Raw genomic sequence first — 14,419 nt, forward strand, 5'->3', positions numbered from 1 at the left:
CTTGAAGCCTGGTCATTTCTGGGACTTCATCGTGTGCTCATGTCGGTCGTCCTACCTTGCTAGCGACCCACACCCGGTCGGATGACCGGACGTGGTTGGTTGGCGCGTCAGGTATTCCGCGAGGACCCCGTCATCCGGAGCCCCGGCGAGGCGCAACGCACGCCCGAAGGCACGACGCCGCACCGCCTGCGCGAAGCAGGCCGGATCCGGGTGCATGTTCGCTCCCCGACCCGGCAGTCTGCGGGCCGGATCGGGTCGGAGGCTGAAGCCAGCCTCGTCCTCGACCGCGACGATCCGCAGTAGTTCACTGGCCGGCACACGCCGTCGGCAACCCACACAGGTGCGCTCCGGCCGCGCGCGTCGTGCCACTGCTGGAAGTCTACCCCTAGCTGCCCGAGACCGCGCCGCCCGGTTCCCGGACCTGATCAGGTCCCGGCTGGGCGGCGGAAGCCGACTGTTCCGCATCCGACCGGATGTCGATCCGCCAACCGGTCAGCCGGGCGGCAAGCCGGGCATTCTGCCCTTCCCGCCCGATTGCCAGCGACAACTGGAAGTCCGGAACCGTCACCCGAGCCGCCCGGGCGGCCAGATCGACCACCTCCACCCGGAGCGCCTTGGCCGGGGAGAGGGCGTTTCCGACGAAGGTCGCCGGATCGTCCGACCAGTCGATGATGTCGATTTTCTCCCCGTGCAACTCGCTCATCACCGCCCGGACCCGCTGTCCCATCGGACCGATGCAGGCACCCTTGGCGTTGACGCCGGGCGCGGCGGAACGCACCGCGATCTTCGTACGGTGACCTGCCTCACGCGCGATCGCACTGATCTCGACCGTGCCGTCGGCGATCTCCGGCACCTCCAGGGCGAAGAGCTTCTTCACCAGGTTGGGATGCGTACGGGACAACGTGATCTGCGGACCACGCATTCCCTTGGCCACGTGCACCACAACGCAACGGATCCGCTCACCGTGGGTGTACCGCTCGCCGGGCACCTGCTCGGACTGCGGCAGCACACCCTCCAGCTTGCCGAGATCGACGGTGACGATGCCCTTCTCCGCCCGCGCCTCGTGCGCCTGGACCACCCCGGTCACCAGGTCACCGTCGCGGCCGACGTACTCGCCGAAGTGCACCTCGTCGGTGGCCTCCCGCAGCCGCTGGAGAATCACCTGCTTGGCGGTCATGGCCGCGATCCGGCCGAAGTCGTGCGGAGTGTCGTCCCACTCCCGCACGACGGTGCCCTCCTCATCCACCTCCTGGGCGTAGACCAGGGCTCCGCCACTCTTGCGGTCAATCTCCACCCGGGCGTGCGGTTGGGCACCCTCGGTGTGCCGGTACGCGGTCAGCAGCGCGGTCTCGATCGCCGCGAGGATCGTGTCGAACGGGATCTCCCGCTCGCGCTCCAGTGCGCGCAGCGCCGCGAGGTCGATGTTCACCTCTCCTCGTCCTCCACATCGTCATCGTCATCGTCGTCGACGTCTTCTGAATCGGGCAGCTCGTCGAGCCGGCTGAATTCGACCTGCACCCGGCCCGGACCGAGATCCGCGTAGGTCGACTCCGTACGCCCGGTCTCGGTCTCCAGCACCACGTGCTCGTCATCGGCGGCGACCACCCGCCCGGTGACCTGCCGGTCGCCCACCGGTCGCGCATCCTGCGGCCCGGCCGGTGCTCCCGCACCCCGGACCGTCACCCGGACCAGCCGGCCGACGTTGCGTCGCCAGTGTCGGGGCAGGGTCAGCGGCCGGTCCACTCCCGGGGAGCTGACCTCCAGCTGGTACTCCCCCGCCACGATGTCGCCGCCGCCTGCCTCGGCGGCGTCCAGCGCCGCCGACACCGCCCGCGAGACATCGGCCACCGCGTCCAGGTTGATCCCGCCGTCGGCATCGACGATCACGCGTACCACGTGCCGGCGACCGGCCCGGGACACGGAGAGGTCCTCCAGGTCGTAACCGGCGCCCTCCACCACCGGGGCGATCACCGCGCGCAGCCGCTCGCGGCGGGCGCTCAGCTCACCACGCGGCGCCTGGCCACGGGAAACCTGACCTCGCGGAGCCGGGCCGCCGCGGGATCGCCCCGTCGTTCTGGTGGCACGGCCACGCTGCGTCATCTCCGTCAGACCCTTCCGCTGGTCGCCGGCCGCCATGCCGGCACGCCACCGGTGCGGGCGCGCCGGTGGCTGCGCAGAGCGTAACGCGCCCGCCCGGGGACGGCCCCGGCGGCGCACCGACGCCACCGCCGGACACGGGCCGTGGCGATGGTGTTGACTTGTCCGGTGGTGATGGGCAGAACGACTCGCCGGAACGGGACGACGGAGCTTTCCCGACGCGTGGTGCTGGGGGCCGGTGCGCTGCTGGCGCTCGGGGGTGCCACCGCGCCGCTGACCGGCTGCGGTCTCCTGGACCGCGACGAACCCCCGAGACCCGACCCGCTCGCTCCGATGATCGACGAGGCGCTGCGGCTCGCGGCCGGACTGCGGGCGGCGGCCGAGGCCCACCCCGACCTGGCCGGCCGACTCGCCCCGCTGGCCGAGACGCACGAGGCGCACGCCGCGGAACTCGCCCGGGTGACCGGCACCGCGATGCCGTCCGAGCCGGCCACCCCCGCCGGATCACCGTCGACCGACCCGACCGCCACGCTGACCGCGCTGCGGCAGGCCGAGCGGGCCGGCCGGGACGCGGCGTCGAAGGCCTGCGTCGAGGCGCCCGCCGACCGGGTCGCGCTGCTCGGCTCGATCACCGCGGCGCGCGCCAGCCACCTGGAGGCGCTGAAGTGACTACCGCACCGACCGAACCCGGCGAGGCGCTCGCCGGGGCGTTGACCGCCGAATACGCAGCCATCTGGGCCTACGGCCCGATCGGGGTACGCCTCTCCGGCGCCGACCGCAAGGCCGCCGTCACGGCGGAGGCGGCGCACCGGAGCCGACGGGACGCCCTGGTGGTGCAGTTGAGCACCGGTGGTGGCGCCGTCCCGCCGGACCGGGCCGGTTACGCGCTGCCCTTCCCGGTGACCGACCGGGACAGCGCGCTGCGGCTGGCCGTTCAGGTGGAGGAGCGCGCGGCGGCGTTCTGGCGGGCGGTGCTGCCGACCAGCACCGGCGCCGAGCGCGACCGGGCCCTGGCCGCCCTGGTCGAGTACGCGGTGCGGGCGACCCGTTGGCGGCGCAGCGCCGGTATCACCCCGCTCACCGTGGCCTTTCCCGGCCGCCCGGGATAACCCCCGGCCCACCGCCCCGGTTGCGGATGCCATACCAGGTATGCATACTCCGGTTCCATGTCCATCCGCCACGGCCTGCTCGCCCTGCTCGAACGCGGGCAGATGTACGGCTACCAGTTGCGGGCCGCGTTCGAGGAGTCGACCGGCTCGACCTGGCCGCTGAACATCGGGCAGGTCTACACCACGCTGTCCCGGTTGGAACGGGACGGGCTGGTGCGCTCGCTGCCGGAGAGCGAGGCCGGGCAGCGGCCGTACGAGATCACCGACGCCGGGCGGGCGGACCTGGCGCTCTGGTTCGCCACTCCGATCAGCCGGACCGACCGTCCCCGCGACGAGTTGGCGATCAAGCTGGCGTTGGCGCTGACCACACCCGGGGTCGACGTCCGCACGGTGGTGCAGAATCAACGCACCGCGACCATGCGCGCGTTGCAGGAGTTGACCCGGTTGAAGTACGCCAGCGACCGCCCCGAGGACCTGCCCTGGCGGTTGGTACTGGACGCGATGATGTTCCAGGCGGAGGCGGAGGTGCGCTGGCTCGACCACTGCGAGACCAGCCTGGTGCGACATCGCCCCCCGGCCCCCGGCCCGTCGTCCAGCTCTGAGGCGGTGGGCCACAGTGGTGAGGAGGCCCGACGGTGAGTGCGGTCAATGGAACGGCACCGGCCGCGCCCGATCCGGCCGCTGTGACCGACGTCGGCAACCCCGCCGGTCCGCCGGCTGACGCCGTGCTCGACCTGCGTGACGTGCATCGCACCCACGGCAGCGGTCCGGCCGCCGTACACGCCCTGCGCGGGGTCAGCCTGGTCGTCCGTCCCGGCGAGCTGGTCGCGGTGATGGGCCCCTCCGGCTCCGGCAAGTCGACCCTGCTCACCCTGGCTGGCGGGCTGGACAGCCCGACCAGCGGCGAGGTGTACGTCGAGGGGCAGCCGCTGCACTCGCTGAACCGCAACGAGCTGGCCCGGCTGCGCCGCCGCCGGATCGGCTACATCTTCCAGCAGCTCAACCTCATCGGCGGGCTCACCGCCATGGAGAACGTCGCGCTTCCCCTCGAACTCGACGGCGCTGGGGTGCGTCGGGCCCGCCGGCTCGCGCAGGACGCGCTTACCGAGGTGGGCCTGGCGGAGCTGGGTGACCGGTTCCCGGACCAGCTCTCCGGCGGCCAGCAGCAGCGCGTCGCGATCGCCCGGGCGCTTGTCGGCGAGCGTCGCCTGGTGCTGGCCGACGAGCCGACCGGTGCGTTGGACTCGCAGACCGGCGAGGCGGTGCTGCGCCTGCTGCGCCGCCGGGTGGACGCGGGGGCTGCCGGGGTGCTGGTCACCCACGAGGCCCGCCACGCCGGCTGGGCGGACCGGGTGGTGTTCCTGCGCGACGGCGTGGCCGTCGACTCGACCGCCCCGTTGGCCGGCGTCGAGGCCCTGCTCGCCGGCAGCGGCCGGTGACCGGCACGGCACACCGGGGACCGCAGCGGGCACGGCTGGCCGAGGCCGTCGGATCGTGGCGGGCGGCGCTGCGCATCGCCCGCCGGGAAGCGCGGCGGGCCCGGGGGCGTACCGCCCTGGTGCTGGCGATGATCATCCTGCCGGTGCTGGCGCTCACCTTCGTCGCGGTCAGCTTGGAGATGTCCCAGCTGACGCCGGACGAGGAGCTGGACCGCCGTCTCGGCAGCGCCGACGCGGAGCTTCGGGTGGTGTCCCAGGGCCCCGTGTGGCAGGCCGCCGACGGTGGCGGCTGGAACAGCGACGACAGCAAACTCGCCCCGGAACAGGTGAACGTGGCCGAGGTCAGTGCGCTGCTGCCTGCGGGCAGCCGGATCCTGCCGGTGCGGCGCTGGGTGTCGTTCACCGCCCGGGACGGCAACCGGTTCCGCAACGACATCTCGGCCACCGTGGTCGACCTCACCGACCCGCTCGGGCGCGATCTCGCCCGAATCCACGCCGGTCGGGTGCCGGTCGCGGCCGACGAGATCGCGGTGAACCCGGCCGCCCGGCGCGGGCTGGACGTCGAGATCGGCGAGCGGATCACCGCGGCGGACGGCGTCCCCGGCCGGACCGTCGTCGGAGTGGTCGAACTACCCGAGTACCTGGCCCCGGCGGTGATCCTGCACCCCGCCTCGGCTCCCCCACCCGAGGACTATGCCGAGGTTGTTTATCTGGTCGACCTGCCCGGCCCGATCACCGACGAGCTTTTCGGGCACCTCAACCGCAACGGCATCGTGGTCACCGCCCGGGTGCCCGGCCCGACCAACTCGATGATCAACAACACCGGTCCGGGCGGGTTGGACGTGGAGGGGATCGGCACCGGGGTGCTGATCGCCGGGCTCGGCCTGCTGGAGGTGGTGCTGCTGGTCGGGCCGGCCTTCGCGGTCGGCGTACGGCGGCGGCGGCGGGAACTCGCGCTGGTCGCGGTGGCCGGCGGTGACGCCGCACAGCTGCGCCGGGTGGTGCTCGCCGACGGCGTGGTGCTGGGCTGCGTCGGCGCGCTTACCGGTATCGCGCTCGGGGTGGCGGCGGCTTTCGCCGGTCGCCCACTGGTCGAGGAGTACGTCTTCCAGCATCGCTTCGGCGGGTACCGCGTCTGGCTGGCGGCCCTGATCGTGATCGCGCTGGTCGCGGTGCTCGCCGGGGTGCTGGCCGCCCTCGCACCGGCGTGGACGGCCGCCCGGCAGGACGTGGTGGCCGGGCTCGCCGGCCGGCGCACCCCACCCCGGCACTCCCGACGGTGGCTGGTCACCGGCGTGCTGCTGGCCGCCTGCGGAGCCGGCGTGGCCGCCCTCGGCGCGGTGGTGACCTCGCAGTCGGTCATCCTCGCCGGGCTGGTCATGGGCGAACTCGGACTGGTCTGCGCCACCCCGACGCTTGTGGGGCTGCTGGCCCGGCTCGGCCGGGTCCTCCCGCTGGCGCCCCGCATCGCCGTACGCGACGCCAGTCGCAACCGCTCCTCGGCGGCGCCGGCCATCTCCGCAGTGATGGCCGCGGTGGCCGCCAGCGTCGCCCTCGGGCTCATGCTCGCCAGCGAGCAGGCCCGCAGCGACGAGCTCTACCGGCCTGGGCTACCGGACCACAGCGTGCTGATCACGGTCAGCGGGCCACCCGACGCGGAGGTGCCCACCCGCACCGAAATCGCCGGCCCGGCCCGGCAGTACCTCGGCGCCAGGTCGATCGCCCCGATGCTGACCCCCGGTTGCCGGCCGGGTTCCGATGCCTGCCTGGTCAACCCGGTGCTGCCCACCGAACGGGCCTGCCCGTGGCAAGCGCACGAGCCGCTCAGCGAGGCGGAGCAACGCCGTGCCCGCGCCGACGCCCGCTGTCAGGGGACGACGCTCGACCAATACGACTACCCCCGGACGGTGGTGGACGACGGGTCGGCTCTCCCGATCCTCACCGGCGCGGCGCCCGAGGACGTCGCCGCCGCCACCGCCATCCTGCGCGCCGGCGGGGCGGTGCTGACGGACCCCCGCTACCTGGTGGACGGGCAGGTCAGGATCGACGTTCAGCGCGATGTCGAGGAGCCGCCCACGGCGACCGTGCTCGTACCCGGCCACGTCCTGGACACCGAGCCGGGGATCAGGTGGCTGCTGCTCTCCCCGGCCACGGCCGAGCAGCTCGGCCTCGTCGCCAGGCACACCGGTTGGGCGCTCGACGTCGACCAGTTGCCGGGCGTGGAGCGGACGGAGGAGTTCGCCGCCGTGACCCGCCCGCTCGGCACGCTGACCCTGGAACTGCGCGACGATCGGGGGCTCAGCGACACCGTCCCGCTGCTGCTCCTGCTCGCCGGGGTGTCCGCGGTGGTCACCGTGGGTGCCGCGGGCATCGCCACCGGCCTCGCCGCAGCGGAGGGGCGGACCGACCTCGCCACCCTCGCCGCCGTCGGCGCCAGTCCGGGCGTACGCCGGCTGCTCTCGCTCTGTCAGGCCGGCGTGATCGCCGTGCTCGGCTCGGCGCTGGGGATCGTCGCGGGCCTCACCGCAGCGGTGATCATCCTGAGCTTCACCAACCAGCGGTACGCCGAGCGCTGGCCGATCGAACCGTCGTACCCGCTGGTGATGCCCTGGCCCGTGCTCGGCGTACTGGTCGTGGTGCCGTTGGTGGCGATGCTGGGGGCGGCGCTGTTCACCCGTTCCCGGCTTCCGGTGGAACGCCGCCTGGACTGATCGGCCGGTGCCGCGCCGCCGAACCGGGAGACAGAATGTCCGGATGTCCGTACTGGGAACCCTCACCCGCCGCCTCGGTCGCTATCGCTGGTTCGGCGCCGCCATGCGCCTGCTGGTCCCGGTCGACCGGGTCGTCGGGCGGCTGACCCGAGGTCGGGTGGTGGCGCTCGGGCTCGTCCCGTCCCTGGTGATCACCACGACCGGCCGGCGGTCCGGTCAGCCCCGCAGCAACCCGTTGTTGTACGTGCCGGACGGCGAGGCGTACGTGGTGGTCGATTCGAACTGGGGTCAGCAGCACCAGCCGGCCTGGTCGCTCAACCTGCTGGCGCGGCCGAGCGCGCAGGTCGACGTGGCGGGGCGCCGGTTGCCGGTACGCGCCGAGGTGGCGACCGGCGCCGAACGCGAGCGGCTGTGGCGGTTGCTGGTGGCCGAGTGGCCGGCCTACGAGGCGTACGTCGAACGGGCCGGCGGTCGCGAGATCCGGATCTTCCGTCTGGTGCCGGAGGCGCCCGGCACGCCGGTTTCCCCTGGCTAGCGGCACCGGGCGTGCCCGGCACGCCCGGCCGCACCGGCAGCCCGGTCCTTCGGGGCGGCGGCACTAGGGTTGCGGTGACCGGGCCGTCGCCGATGGCGACGGCGGGCGACGGTGACGCGATCGCGGGGTGGTCGGCGTGGACGATGTCCAGGAACACCGGGACGATCCGCGCTGGGTGGTGGCCGAGCGGATCGCCGGGGCGGCCCGGCGGCGCTTCCCGGCCGACGTGCTCGCGCTGGCCGTGCACGGTCCGCTGGCCCACGGCGACGACGACGGGGGTGGCGACGGCGAGGTCGGGCTGCTGGTGGTCACCTACCGGCCCGACACGGGACCGGCCTCGACGACCCGCCGGGTGGACCGCGTACTGGTCAGCCTGACCGTGGTCGCGGCCGAGGAGCGGCTGCGCCAGGCCCGGCAGCTGACCTCGCGGTGGCCGCTGACCGCCGACCGTTACCTGACCACCCGGGCGCTGCACGACCCGACCGGCTGGCTGCGGACCCTACGTGACGAGCACCTCGGCCGGTTGGCCCAGGCCCGCCCGGCGGAGTTCACCGCGGCCGCCCGGACCGCGTGGTACCGGGGCAGCGCCGCGCACGCGCGGGCCGCCCGGCTCGCCGAGTGGTACGAGACGGATCAGGCGCTGTTGATGCTCGGCAAGGCCCGGCTGGCCGCCGCGACCGTCAACGGCCTGCTCACCCGCACCTACTTCCGCGACCCGGGTGACGCCGTGCGCCGTACCGGCCTGGCCGGCGCCGACATGACCGAGGTGGGCGAGGTCCTGACCCGCCAGTCGACCGAGCTGGCCGCCCGGGGCCACCCCGTGGACGGCACCATCCAGGACCTGCTGACTCCCCCTTAGAGGGCGCCCTGGACGCCGATCAGTGCGCCGATCACGTAGGTGGCCGCTGCGGCGGCAGCGCCCATGAGCAGCTGACGCAGGCCGGCGCGCCACCAGGGGCGGTTGGTGAACCGGGCGACGACCGCGCCGGCGATGAAGAGCCCGAGCCCGCCCACCAGCAGGGCCAGGACCAGGCTGGTCGCGCCGAACAGGTACGGCAGCAGCGGCACCAGCGCGCCGACGGAGAAGCAGAGGAACGAGGAGATCGCCGCCGTCCACGGATTGGGCTGCTCGTCCGGGTTGACGCCCAGTTCCTCCTGGACGTGCACCCGCAGCGCCTGCTCCGGATTCTCGCGGATCGCCTCGGCGACCTGGGTGGCCAGATCCGGCGGCAGGCCCCGGGCGATCCAGATCTCGGCCAGCTCCCGGGCCTCGGCCTCCGGGTGCCGCTCCAGCTCGCGCCGTTCCTTGGCCACCTCGGCGGCGATCTGCTCGTTGGCCGAGCGGACGCTTGTGTACTCGCCGAGCGCCATCGAGATGGCGCCGGCGACCAGGCCGGCGCTGCCGGTCAGCACAATGTTGCGCGGTGAGACGCCGCCACCGCCGACCCCCGCGATGAGGGCGATGTTGGTGACCAGGCCGTCCATCGCGCCGAAGACGGCGGGCCGCAGCCAGCCGCCACTGACGTCCGCGTGGTGCGACTCCCGGAGCGCGGCAGGGGTCTCGGTCACGGCAGGGTCAGGATCTCGTGGCCGTCCTCGGTCACCAGGACGGTGTGCTCGAACTGGGCCGTCCACTTCCGGTCCTTGGTGACCACCGTCCAGCCGTCCTCCCACAGGTCGTACTGGTGGGTGCCAAGGGTGATCATGGGCTCGATGGTGAAGGTCATGCCCGGCTCCATCACGTCGGTGGGCCGAGGGCTGTCGTAGTGCGGGACATAGAGCCCGCTGTGGAAGGACTCACCGATGCCGTGGCCGGTGAAGTCGCGGACCACGCCGTAACCGAAGCGTTTCGCGTACGACTCGATGACCCGGCCGATGACGTTGATCTGCCGGCCCGGGGCGACCGCCCGGATGCCCCGCATCATGGCCTCGTGGGTCCGCTCGACCAGCAGCCGGGCCTCCTCGCTCACCTCACCGACGCAGAAGGTGGCGTCGGTGTCGCCGTGCACACCGCCGATGAAGGCGGTGACGTCGACGTTGATGATGTCGCCGTCGGCCAGCACGGTGGAGTCGGGGATGCCGTGGCAGATCACCTCGTTGAGGCTGGTGCAGCAGGACTTCGGGAAGCCCTTGTAACCAAGCGTCGACGGGTAGGCGTCGTGGTCGACGAGGAACTCGTGGACCACCCGGTCGATCTCGTCCGTGGTCACGCCGGGCTTGCAGTGCTCCCCGGCGAGCTGCACCGCCTGGGCGGCGATCCGGCTCGCCACGCGCATCCGCTCGATGATCTCCGGAGTCTGCACGTGCGACCCCTGCCAGGGGCGGGGCGCCTTCTTGCCCACGTACTCCGGTCGCGGAATGTGGGCCGGTACCGGCCGCCAGGGAGAGAGCGTGCCGGGGGTCAGCGGCGCACGGACGGTCATGGCGCAAGCCTATCGCCGAGCGCCGGGTGACTCCCACCACCGTCCGTGGCGGGAGGTTGTTGCCCCACCCCTTGCGCTGTGTCAAGGTGTCTGCGTGGATCAAGGGGGTGCACCTCACGTCTTCTCCGCCAGCGCGGAGATCGACGGCGACCACCTCCGGGTGGTGGTCGTCGGTGAGGTCGACATGGCGACCGCCGACATCATGTTCCAGACCGCGCTGCGCGAGCCGGCCGCCCGGGTCACGCTCGACCTGCGCGCGGTGACCTTCTTCGACTCGGCGGCCATCCACGCGCTGGTCCGGCTCGCCGGCCGCTATCCGGATTCGCTTACGGTACTGCCGTCGCGGCAGGTCAGCCGGGTGCTGGAGATCGCCGGTCTGGGCGAGCAGCGCTGGCTGAGCGGAGAGTGATCTCCACTACTTCTCAGGGATCGAGCCGCCGACGCAGGGTGACCTGGGTCCCCTCCGGCGTACGGCTGACCGACAGCTCCCCGAGTGCCCGGATCAGGGACAGGCCCCGCCCCCGGAACCCCGACCCCGTCGACTCCCGCCAACGGCCGGTGTCCCGTACGGTCGCCACCACCGTACGGTCCTCCACACTCACCTCGATGTCGATCGTCGGTTCCACCGGGTCGACCGGGTGCTCGATGGCGTTCGCCGCCGCCTCGGAGACCGCCACGGTGAGGTCGAACAGGTCGGTCTCGCACACCTCGTGCGCGACGAGGAACTCCTCCAGCCGCTTGCGCAGCACGCTCAGCCGGGTGGGATCGGCCGGCAGCCGCAGGGTGAAGCAATCGAGTTCGGCGGCCTCAAGCGCGAGCACCGCCACGTCGTCGCGGCGGGGCCGGTCGACGGCCCGCTCGACTACCGTGTCGATCAGGTCGGTCACGTCCGCCGCGGGTCGGGTCGCGTCGGCGCGCAGCTGGGCCAGGGAGACGTCGATGCCGATCTGCCGGTCCTCGATCAGGCCGTCGGTGTAGAGCAGGAGACGGTCGCCGGCCCGCAGTTCACCGGTGACCGTCTCGTACTCCGTGCCGGGGATGGCCCCGACCGGCGGTCCGAGGGCCCGGTCGTACAGGAACGCCGCGTCGTCGCCGCGGATCAGCAGCGGGGACGGGTGCCCGGCGCTGGCGTACCGCAGTTGGCTGGTACGCGGGCTGTACCAGACGGAGAAGACGGTCGCGAACGAGCGTGACTCGGTCGAGTCCACCAGCCGGTTGAGCCGGGTCAGCGACTCGCCCGGACCGAAGCCCTCAAGCACGTACGCGCGCAGCGCGTTGCGCAACTGTCCCATGGTCGCGGCGGCCGGTACGCCCTTGCCGACCACGTCCCCGATGACAAGTACGAGTTCGTCGTCGTCGCGGGCGATGACGTCGTACCAGTCGCCGCCGATCTCGACGTCGGCGCTGCCCGGCAGGTATCGGCTGGCCACCAGGGCACCGGGCAGTTGGGGCAGGTTCTGCGGCAGCAGGCTGTGTTGCAGCGTGGTGGCGATGCGGTGCTCGACCTCGTAGAGCTGGGCGTTCTCCAGGCGTACCCCGACCAGCCGGGCCAGTTGGGTGAGCGCGGCCTCGTTTGTGTCGGCGCCCTCGGTCCCCGCACGCCAGACCCGCAGCTCGCCGAGGCGTTGGCCGGCCACGCCGGTCAACGGCAGGAGATAGGTCGGCTCGTCGCTGCTCGATCCGTCGCCGGCCACGTAACGGGCGTCACCGGCGGTGACCTCCACCCGGACGGCCTCGGCGAGACTGAGCGCGTGCCGGGCCGCGACCTGGAGCACGTCGGCGGTGGAGCGGGCCGTGTTCACCGCGACCGCCACATCCGCCAGGGCGTACAGCCGTCGGACGATCTGACCGCGCAGCTGGCTCAGTTCCACGTTGGCCCGGACCCGGGCGATCAACTCCTGCCCGGAGAAGGGCTTGGTCAGGTAGTCGTCGGCGCCGACCGACAGGCCGGCCACCTCCTCGCCGACACCGGCCCGGGCGGTGAGCAGCACGATCGGCACGGACCGGGTGCGTGGGTCCGCGCGCAGCGCGGCGACCAGACCGAAGCCGTCCAGCCTGGGCATCATCACGTCGGTCAGCACCAGGTCAAAGGTGCTCTCGCTGGCCAGGCGCAGGGCGTCGACCCCGTCGCCGGCCGTCACCACGTGCCAGGTCGGTTCGAGCAGCCGGGCGACGTGTTCGCGCAGGTCGGGGTTGTCGTCCACGACCAGGATCCGGCCCGCCGGAGCGGTGACCGCCGGACCCACCGCCGGACGTTCGGCGGTGAGCCTGCCCCGGGCCGGTGCGGGGCCGCCGGTCCACCGCACGGTCTCGGCGACGAAGAGCGCGGCCTGCAACGGCTCCCGCTCGGGGCCACTGGCGGCGGCCACCCGGTCGGCCGGCAGGTGGGCGGTGCCGAACGGGATGGTGACGACGAAGCTACTGCCCCGGTCGACCTGGCTGGTCACGCCCGCCTGACCGCCATGCATCTCGACCAGTTCGCGGACCAGCGCCAACCCGATCCCGGTGCCCTCGTGGCTACGCGACCGCACCCCCGGTGCCCGGTGGAAACGCTCGAAGACATGGGGCAGTTCTTCCGGCGCGATGCCCACGCCGGTGTCGGCGATCTCCAGACGGGCGGCCCCGTCGACCGCTCGCAGCCGCACCGTGATCTCACCCTCGAAGGTGAACTTCACGGCGTTGGAGAGGAGGTTGAGGACGATCTTCTCCCACATGTCCTGGTCGACGTAGACCGGTTCGGGCAGCGCCGGGCAGTCGACCACCAGCCGCAGCCCGGCGCGCTCGGTGGCGGAGCGGAACGTGCTGGCCAGCCGGGTGGTGTAACCGGCCAGATCCACCGGCTCGTAGTACGCGGCCAGCCGCTTCGACTCCAGCCGGGAGAAGTCGAGCACGGTGTTTACCAGCTTCAGCAGCCGCATCGCGTTGCGGTGCATGCTTGTCAACCGCTCCGTGTACGGCTCCGGCAGCGCGGGGTCGGCGAGCATGTCCTCCAGCGGGCCCAGCACCAGGGTCAGAGGGGTCCGGAACTCGTGGCTGACGTTGGCGAAGAAGTTGGTCTTGGCCAGGTCCAGGGCGGCCAGGGCGGCGGCCCGGGCCTGCTCCTGGTCGTACGCCCGCTGCTTGCCGACGGCGCGGCAGATCTGCGCGGCGACCAACTCGACGAAGGTGCGATAGTCGCGGGTGAACGGCAGCCGGCTGGCCAACCCCAGCACCAGCACTCCGGCCGGCTCGTTTGTCGCGCTGATCGGCAGCACCATCGCCTCCTCGGCGACGTCGGCCGGTACGTGCCCGAGCAGGTCGACCGTGCGCACCGTGTCGACGGTGCCGGCGGCCGCGAGTTCGACCAGGCGGGAGGGCGCTTCGGGGGCGCTGACCCCCGCGCCCCCGCTGGCCCCGGCCGGGCGCAGGTACCCGTCGGCGTCGTGCAGGTAGAGCAGGCTGAACGGCAGGTCCGGCCGGTTCCGGTCGAGCACGGCTGCGGCCACCCGGCCGAGTTCCTCGATGCTGCCCGGCTCGGCCAGTTCGGCACCGAGTTCGGCCAGCGCCTGTAGCCGGCGCTGGCCCAGCACCCGGTCGGTGGTCTCGCTACAGATGCAGAGCACACCGCTGATCGAGCCGTCCGCCGCCCGGATCGGGTCGTACGAGACGTCGAAGAAGACATCCTCGACGAAGCCGTGCCGGTTGAGCAGGAAGTGGTGGTCCCGCGCCTGGTACGACTCGCCGTCGCGCAGCACCTGGGTCAGCAGCGGCCCGAGCACCTCCCAGGTCTCCGCCCAGTGCTCGCGCGCCGGCTGCCCGAGGACGGCGGGGTGCTTGTCGCCGATCGTCGGCCGGTACGCGTCGTTGTAGAAGGCGAGGAAGTCCTCTCCCCAGAACATCGCGATCTGCGCCTTCGAGGCGAGCATCGTGCTGATCGCGTTGACCAGGGCGGGCGGCCAGCGGTCCGGGGTGCCGAGCGGGCTGGCCGACCAGTTGTGGTCGCGCAGCAGTGCGCCCATCTCGCCGCCGCTGGCGAATGCCGCCGCGAGCAGCGGAGGAATCCCGTCACGCAGTCCGGACGGATGGCGTCCGTCCGTACTCGCCTGGGCCGAGTTCATGCAGCCTC

The 14,419-nt window shown here is 72.7% G+C and carries 14 protein-coding genes; 8 read left to right on the forward strand and 6 right to left on the reverse strand.

The window, feature by feature from the left end; translation table 11 throughout:
* Positions 1-51: 51 nt before the first annotated feature.
* From AC507J_RS26345 to rimP, 3 genes are read right to left on the reverse strand one after another with little or no spacing between them, the layout of a single operon-like run.
* Positions 52-465, reverse strand: coding sequence for a YlxR family protein (locus AC507J_RS26345; RefSeq protein ID WP_496292107.1), 414 nt, complete (start codon positions 463-465; stop codon positions 52-54).
* Entirely contained in the window at positions 386-1,429 is a 1,044-nt protein-coding gene (gene nusA / locus AC507J_RS26350; RefSeq protein ID WP_496292109.1) for a transcription termination factor NusA, read from the reverse strand. Before nusA ends, AC507J_RS26345 begins: the two co-directional genes overlap by 80 nt.
* Positions 1,426-2,100, reverse strand: a complete 675-nt coding sequence (gene rimP, locus AC507J_RS26355; RefSeq protein WP_496292110.1) for a ribosome maturation factor RimP — start codon at positions 2,098-2,100, stop codon at positions 1,426-1,428. The genes nusA and rimP overlap by 4 nt, the downstream gene beginning before the upstream one ends.
* Positions 2,101-2,322: 222 nt before the next feature.
* Here rimP and AC507J_RS26360 point away from each other — a divergent pair, with 222 nt between their 5' ends.
* The 7 genes from AC507J_RS26360 (at position 2,323) to AC507J_RS26390 (ending at position 8,750) form a co-directional block, all read left to right on the forward strand.
* Positions 2,323-2,766, forward strand: coding sequence for a hypothetical protein (locus AC507J_RS26360; RefSeq protein WP_496292196.1), 444 nt, complete (start codon positions 2,323-2,325; stop codon positions 2,764-2,766).
* Positions 2,763-3,206, forward strand: a complete 444-nt coding sequence (locus tag AC507J_RS26365) for a ferritin-like domain-containing protein (RefSeq protein ID WP_496292112.1) — start codon at positions 2,763-2,765, stop codon at positions 3,204-3,206. Before AC507J_RS26360 ends, AC507J_RS26365 begins: the two co-directional genes overlap by 4 nt.
* Positions 3,207-3,263: 57 nt before the next feature.
* Positions 3,264-3,845 (forward strand): PadR family transcriptional regulator, encoded by a 582-nt coding sequence (locus AC507J_RS26370; protein WP_496292114.1) that lies wholly within the window; start codon positions 3,264-3,266, stop codon positions 3,843-3,845.
* Positions 3,846-3,889: 44 nt separating this feature from the next.
* Entirely contained in the window at positions 3,890-4,645 is a 756-nt protein-coding gene (locus AC507J_RS26375; protein WP_496292198.1) for an ABC transporter ATP-binding protein, read from the forward strand.
* Entirely contained in the window at positions 4,642-7,356 is a 2,715-nt protein-coding gene (locus tag AC507J_RS26380) for an FtsX-like permease family protein (RefSeq protein ID WP_496292116.1), read from the forward strand. Before AC507J_RS26375 ends, AC507J_RS26380 begins: the two co-directional genes overlap by 4 nt.
* Positions 7,357-7,399: 43 nt before the next feature.
* Positions 7,400-7,891 carry a nitroreductase/quinone reductase family protein gene (locus AC507J_RS26385; protein WP_496292118.1) on the forward strand — a complete coding sequence of 164 codons (492 nt, stop codon included), beginning with the start codon at positions 7,400-7,402 and terminating at the stop codon, positions 7,889-7,891.
* Positions 7,892-8,027: 136 nt separating this feature from the next.
* Entirely contained in the window at positions 8,028-8,750 is a 723-nt protein-coding gene (locus AC507J_RS26390; RefSeq protein WP_496292120.1) for a nucleotidyltransferase domain-containing protein, read from the forward strand.
* On the opposite strand, the gene AC507J_RS26395 is transcribed toward AC507J_RS26390, so the two are convergent.
* Both AC507J_RS26395 and map read right to left on the reverse strand, forming a co-directional pair.
* Positions 8,747-9,460, reverse strand: coding sequence for a VIT1/CCC1 transporter family protein (locus AC507J_RS26395; RefSeq protein WP_496292122.1), 714 nt, complete (start codon positions 9,458-9,460; stop codon positions 8,747-8,749). The two genes, AC507J_RS26390 and AC507J_RS26395, sit on opposite strands and share 4 nt — an antisense overlap.
* Positions 9,457-10,314: a type I methionyl aminopeptidase gene (gene map, locus AC507J_RS26400; RefSeq protein ID WP_496292124.1), complete on the reverse strand. Its 858-nt coding sequence runs from the start codon at positions 10,312-10,314 to the stop codon at positions 9,457-9,459. The genes AC507J_RS26395 and map overlap by 4 nt, the downstream gene beginning before the upstream one ends.
* 94 nt (positions 10,315-10,408) lie before the next feature.
* Between map and AC507J_RS26405 the strand changes: the two genes are divergently transcribed.
* Positions 10,409-10,723 (forward strand): STAS domain-containing protein, encoded by a 315-nt coding sequence (locus AC507J_RS26405; RefSeq protein ID WP_496292126.1) that lies wholly within the window; start codon positions 10,409-10,411, stop codon positions 10,721-10,723.
* A 13-nt stretch (positions 10,724-10,736) separates the two neighbouring features.
* Here the strand turns inward: AC507J_RS26405 and AC507J_RS26410 are convergent, their stop codons facing one another.
* Positions 10,737-14,411, reverse strand: coding sequence for a SpoIIE family protein phosphatase (locus tag AC507J_RS26410; RefSeq protein WP_496292128.1), 3,675 nt, complete (start codon positions 14,409-14,411; stop codon positions 10,737-10,739).
* Between the last annotated feature and the right edge of the window lie 8 nt (positions 14,412-14,419).

It is taken from the genome of Micromonospora sp. PRAS1, assembly GCF_059553435.1.

Coding starts and splice junctions, on each gene's coding strand:
- AC507J_RS26345 (WP_496292107.1), bottom strand. CDS start 465: ATGCGGAACAGTCGGCTTCCGCCGCCCAGCCGGGACCTGATCAGGTCC.
- rimP (WP_496292110.1), bottom strand. CDS start 2,100: ATGACGCAGCGTGGCCGTGCCACCAGAACGACGGGGCGATCCCGCGGC.
- AC507J_RS26370 (WP_496292114.1), top strand. CDS start 3,264: ATGTCCATCCGCCACGGCCTGCTCGCCCTGCTCGAACGCGGGCAGATG.
- AC507J_RS26385 (WP_496292118.1), top strand. CDS start 7,400: ATGTCCGTACTGGGAACCCTCACCCGCCGCCTCGGTCGCTATCGCTGG.
- map (WP_496292124.1), bottom strand. CDS start 10,314: ATGACCGTCCGTGCGCCGCTGACCCCCGGCACGCTCTCTCCCTGGCGG.
- AC507J_RS26410 (WP_496292128.1), bottom strand. CDS start 14,411: ATGAACTCGGCCCAGGCGAGTACGGACGGACGCCATCCGTCCGGACTG.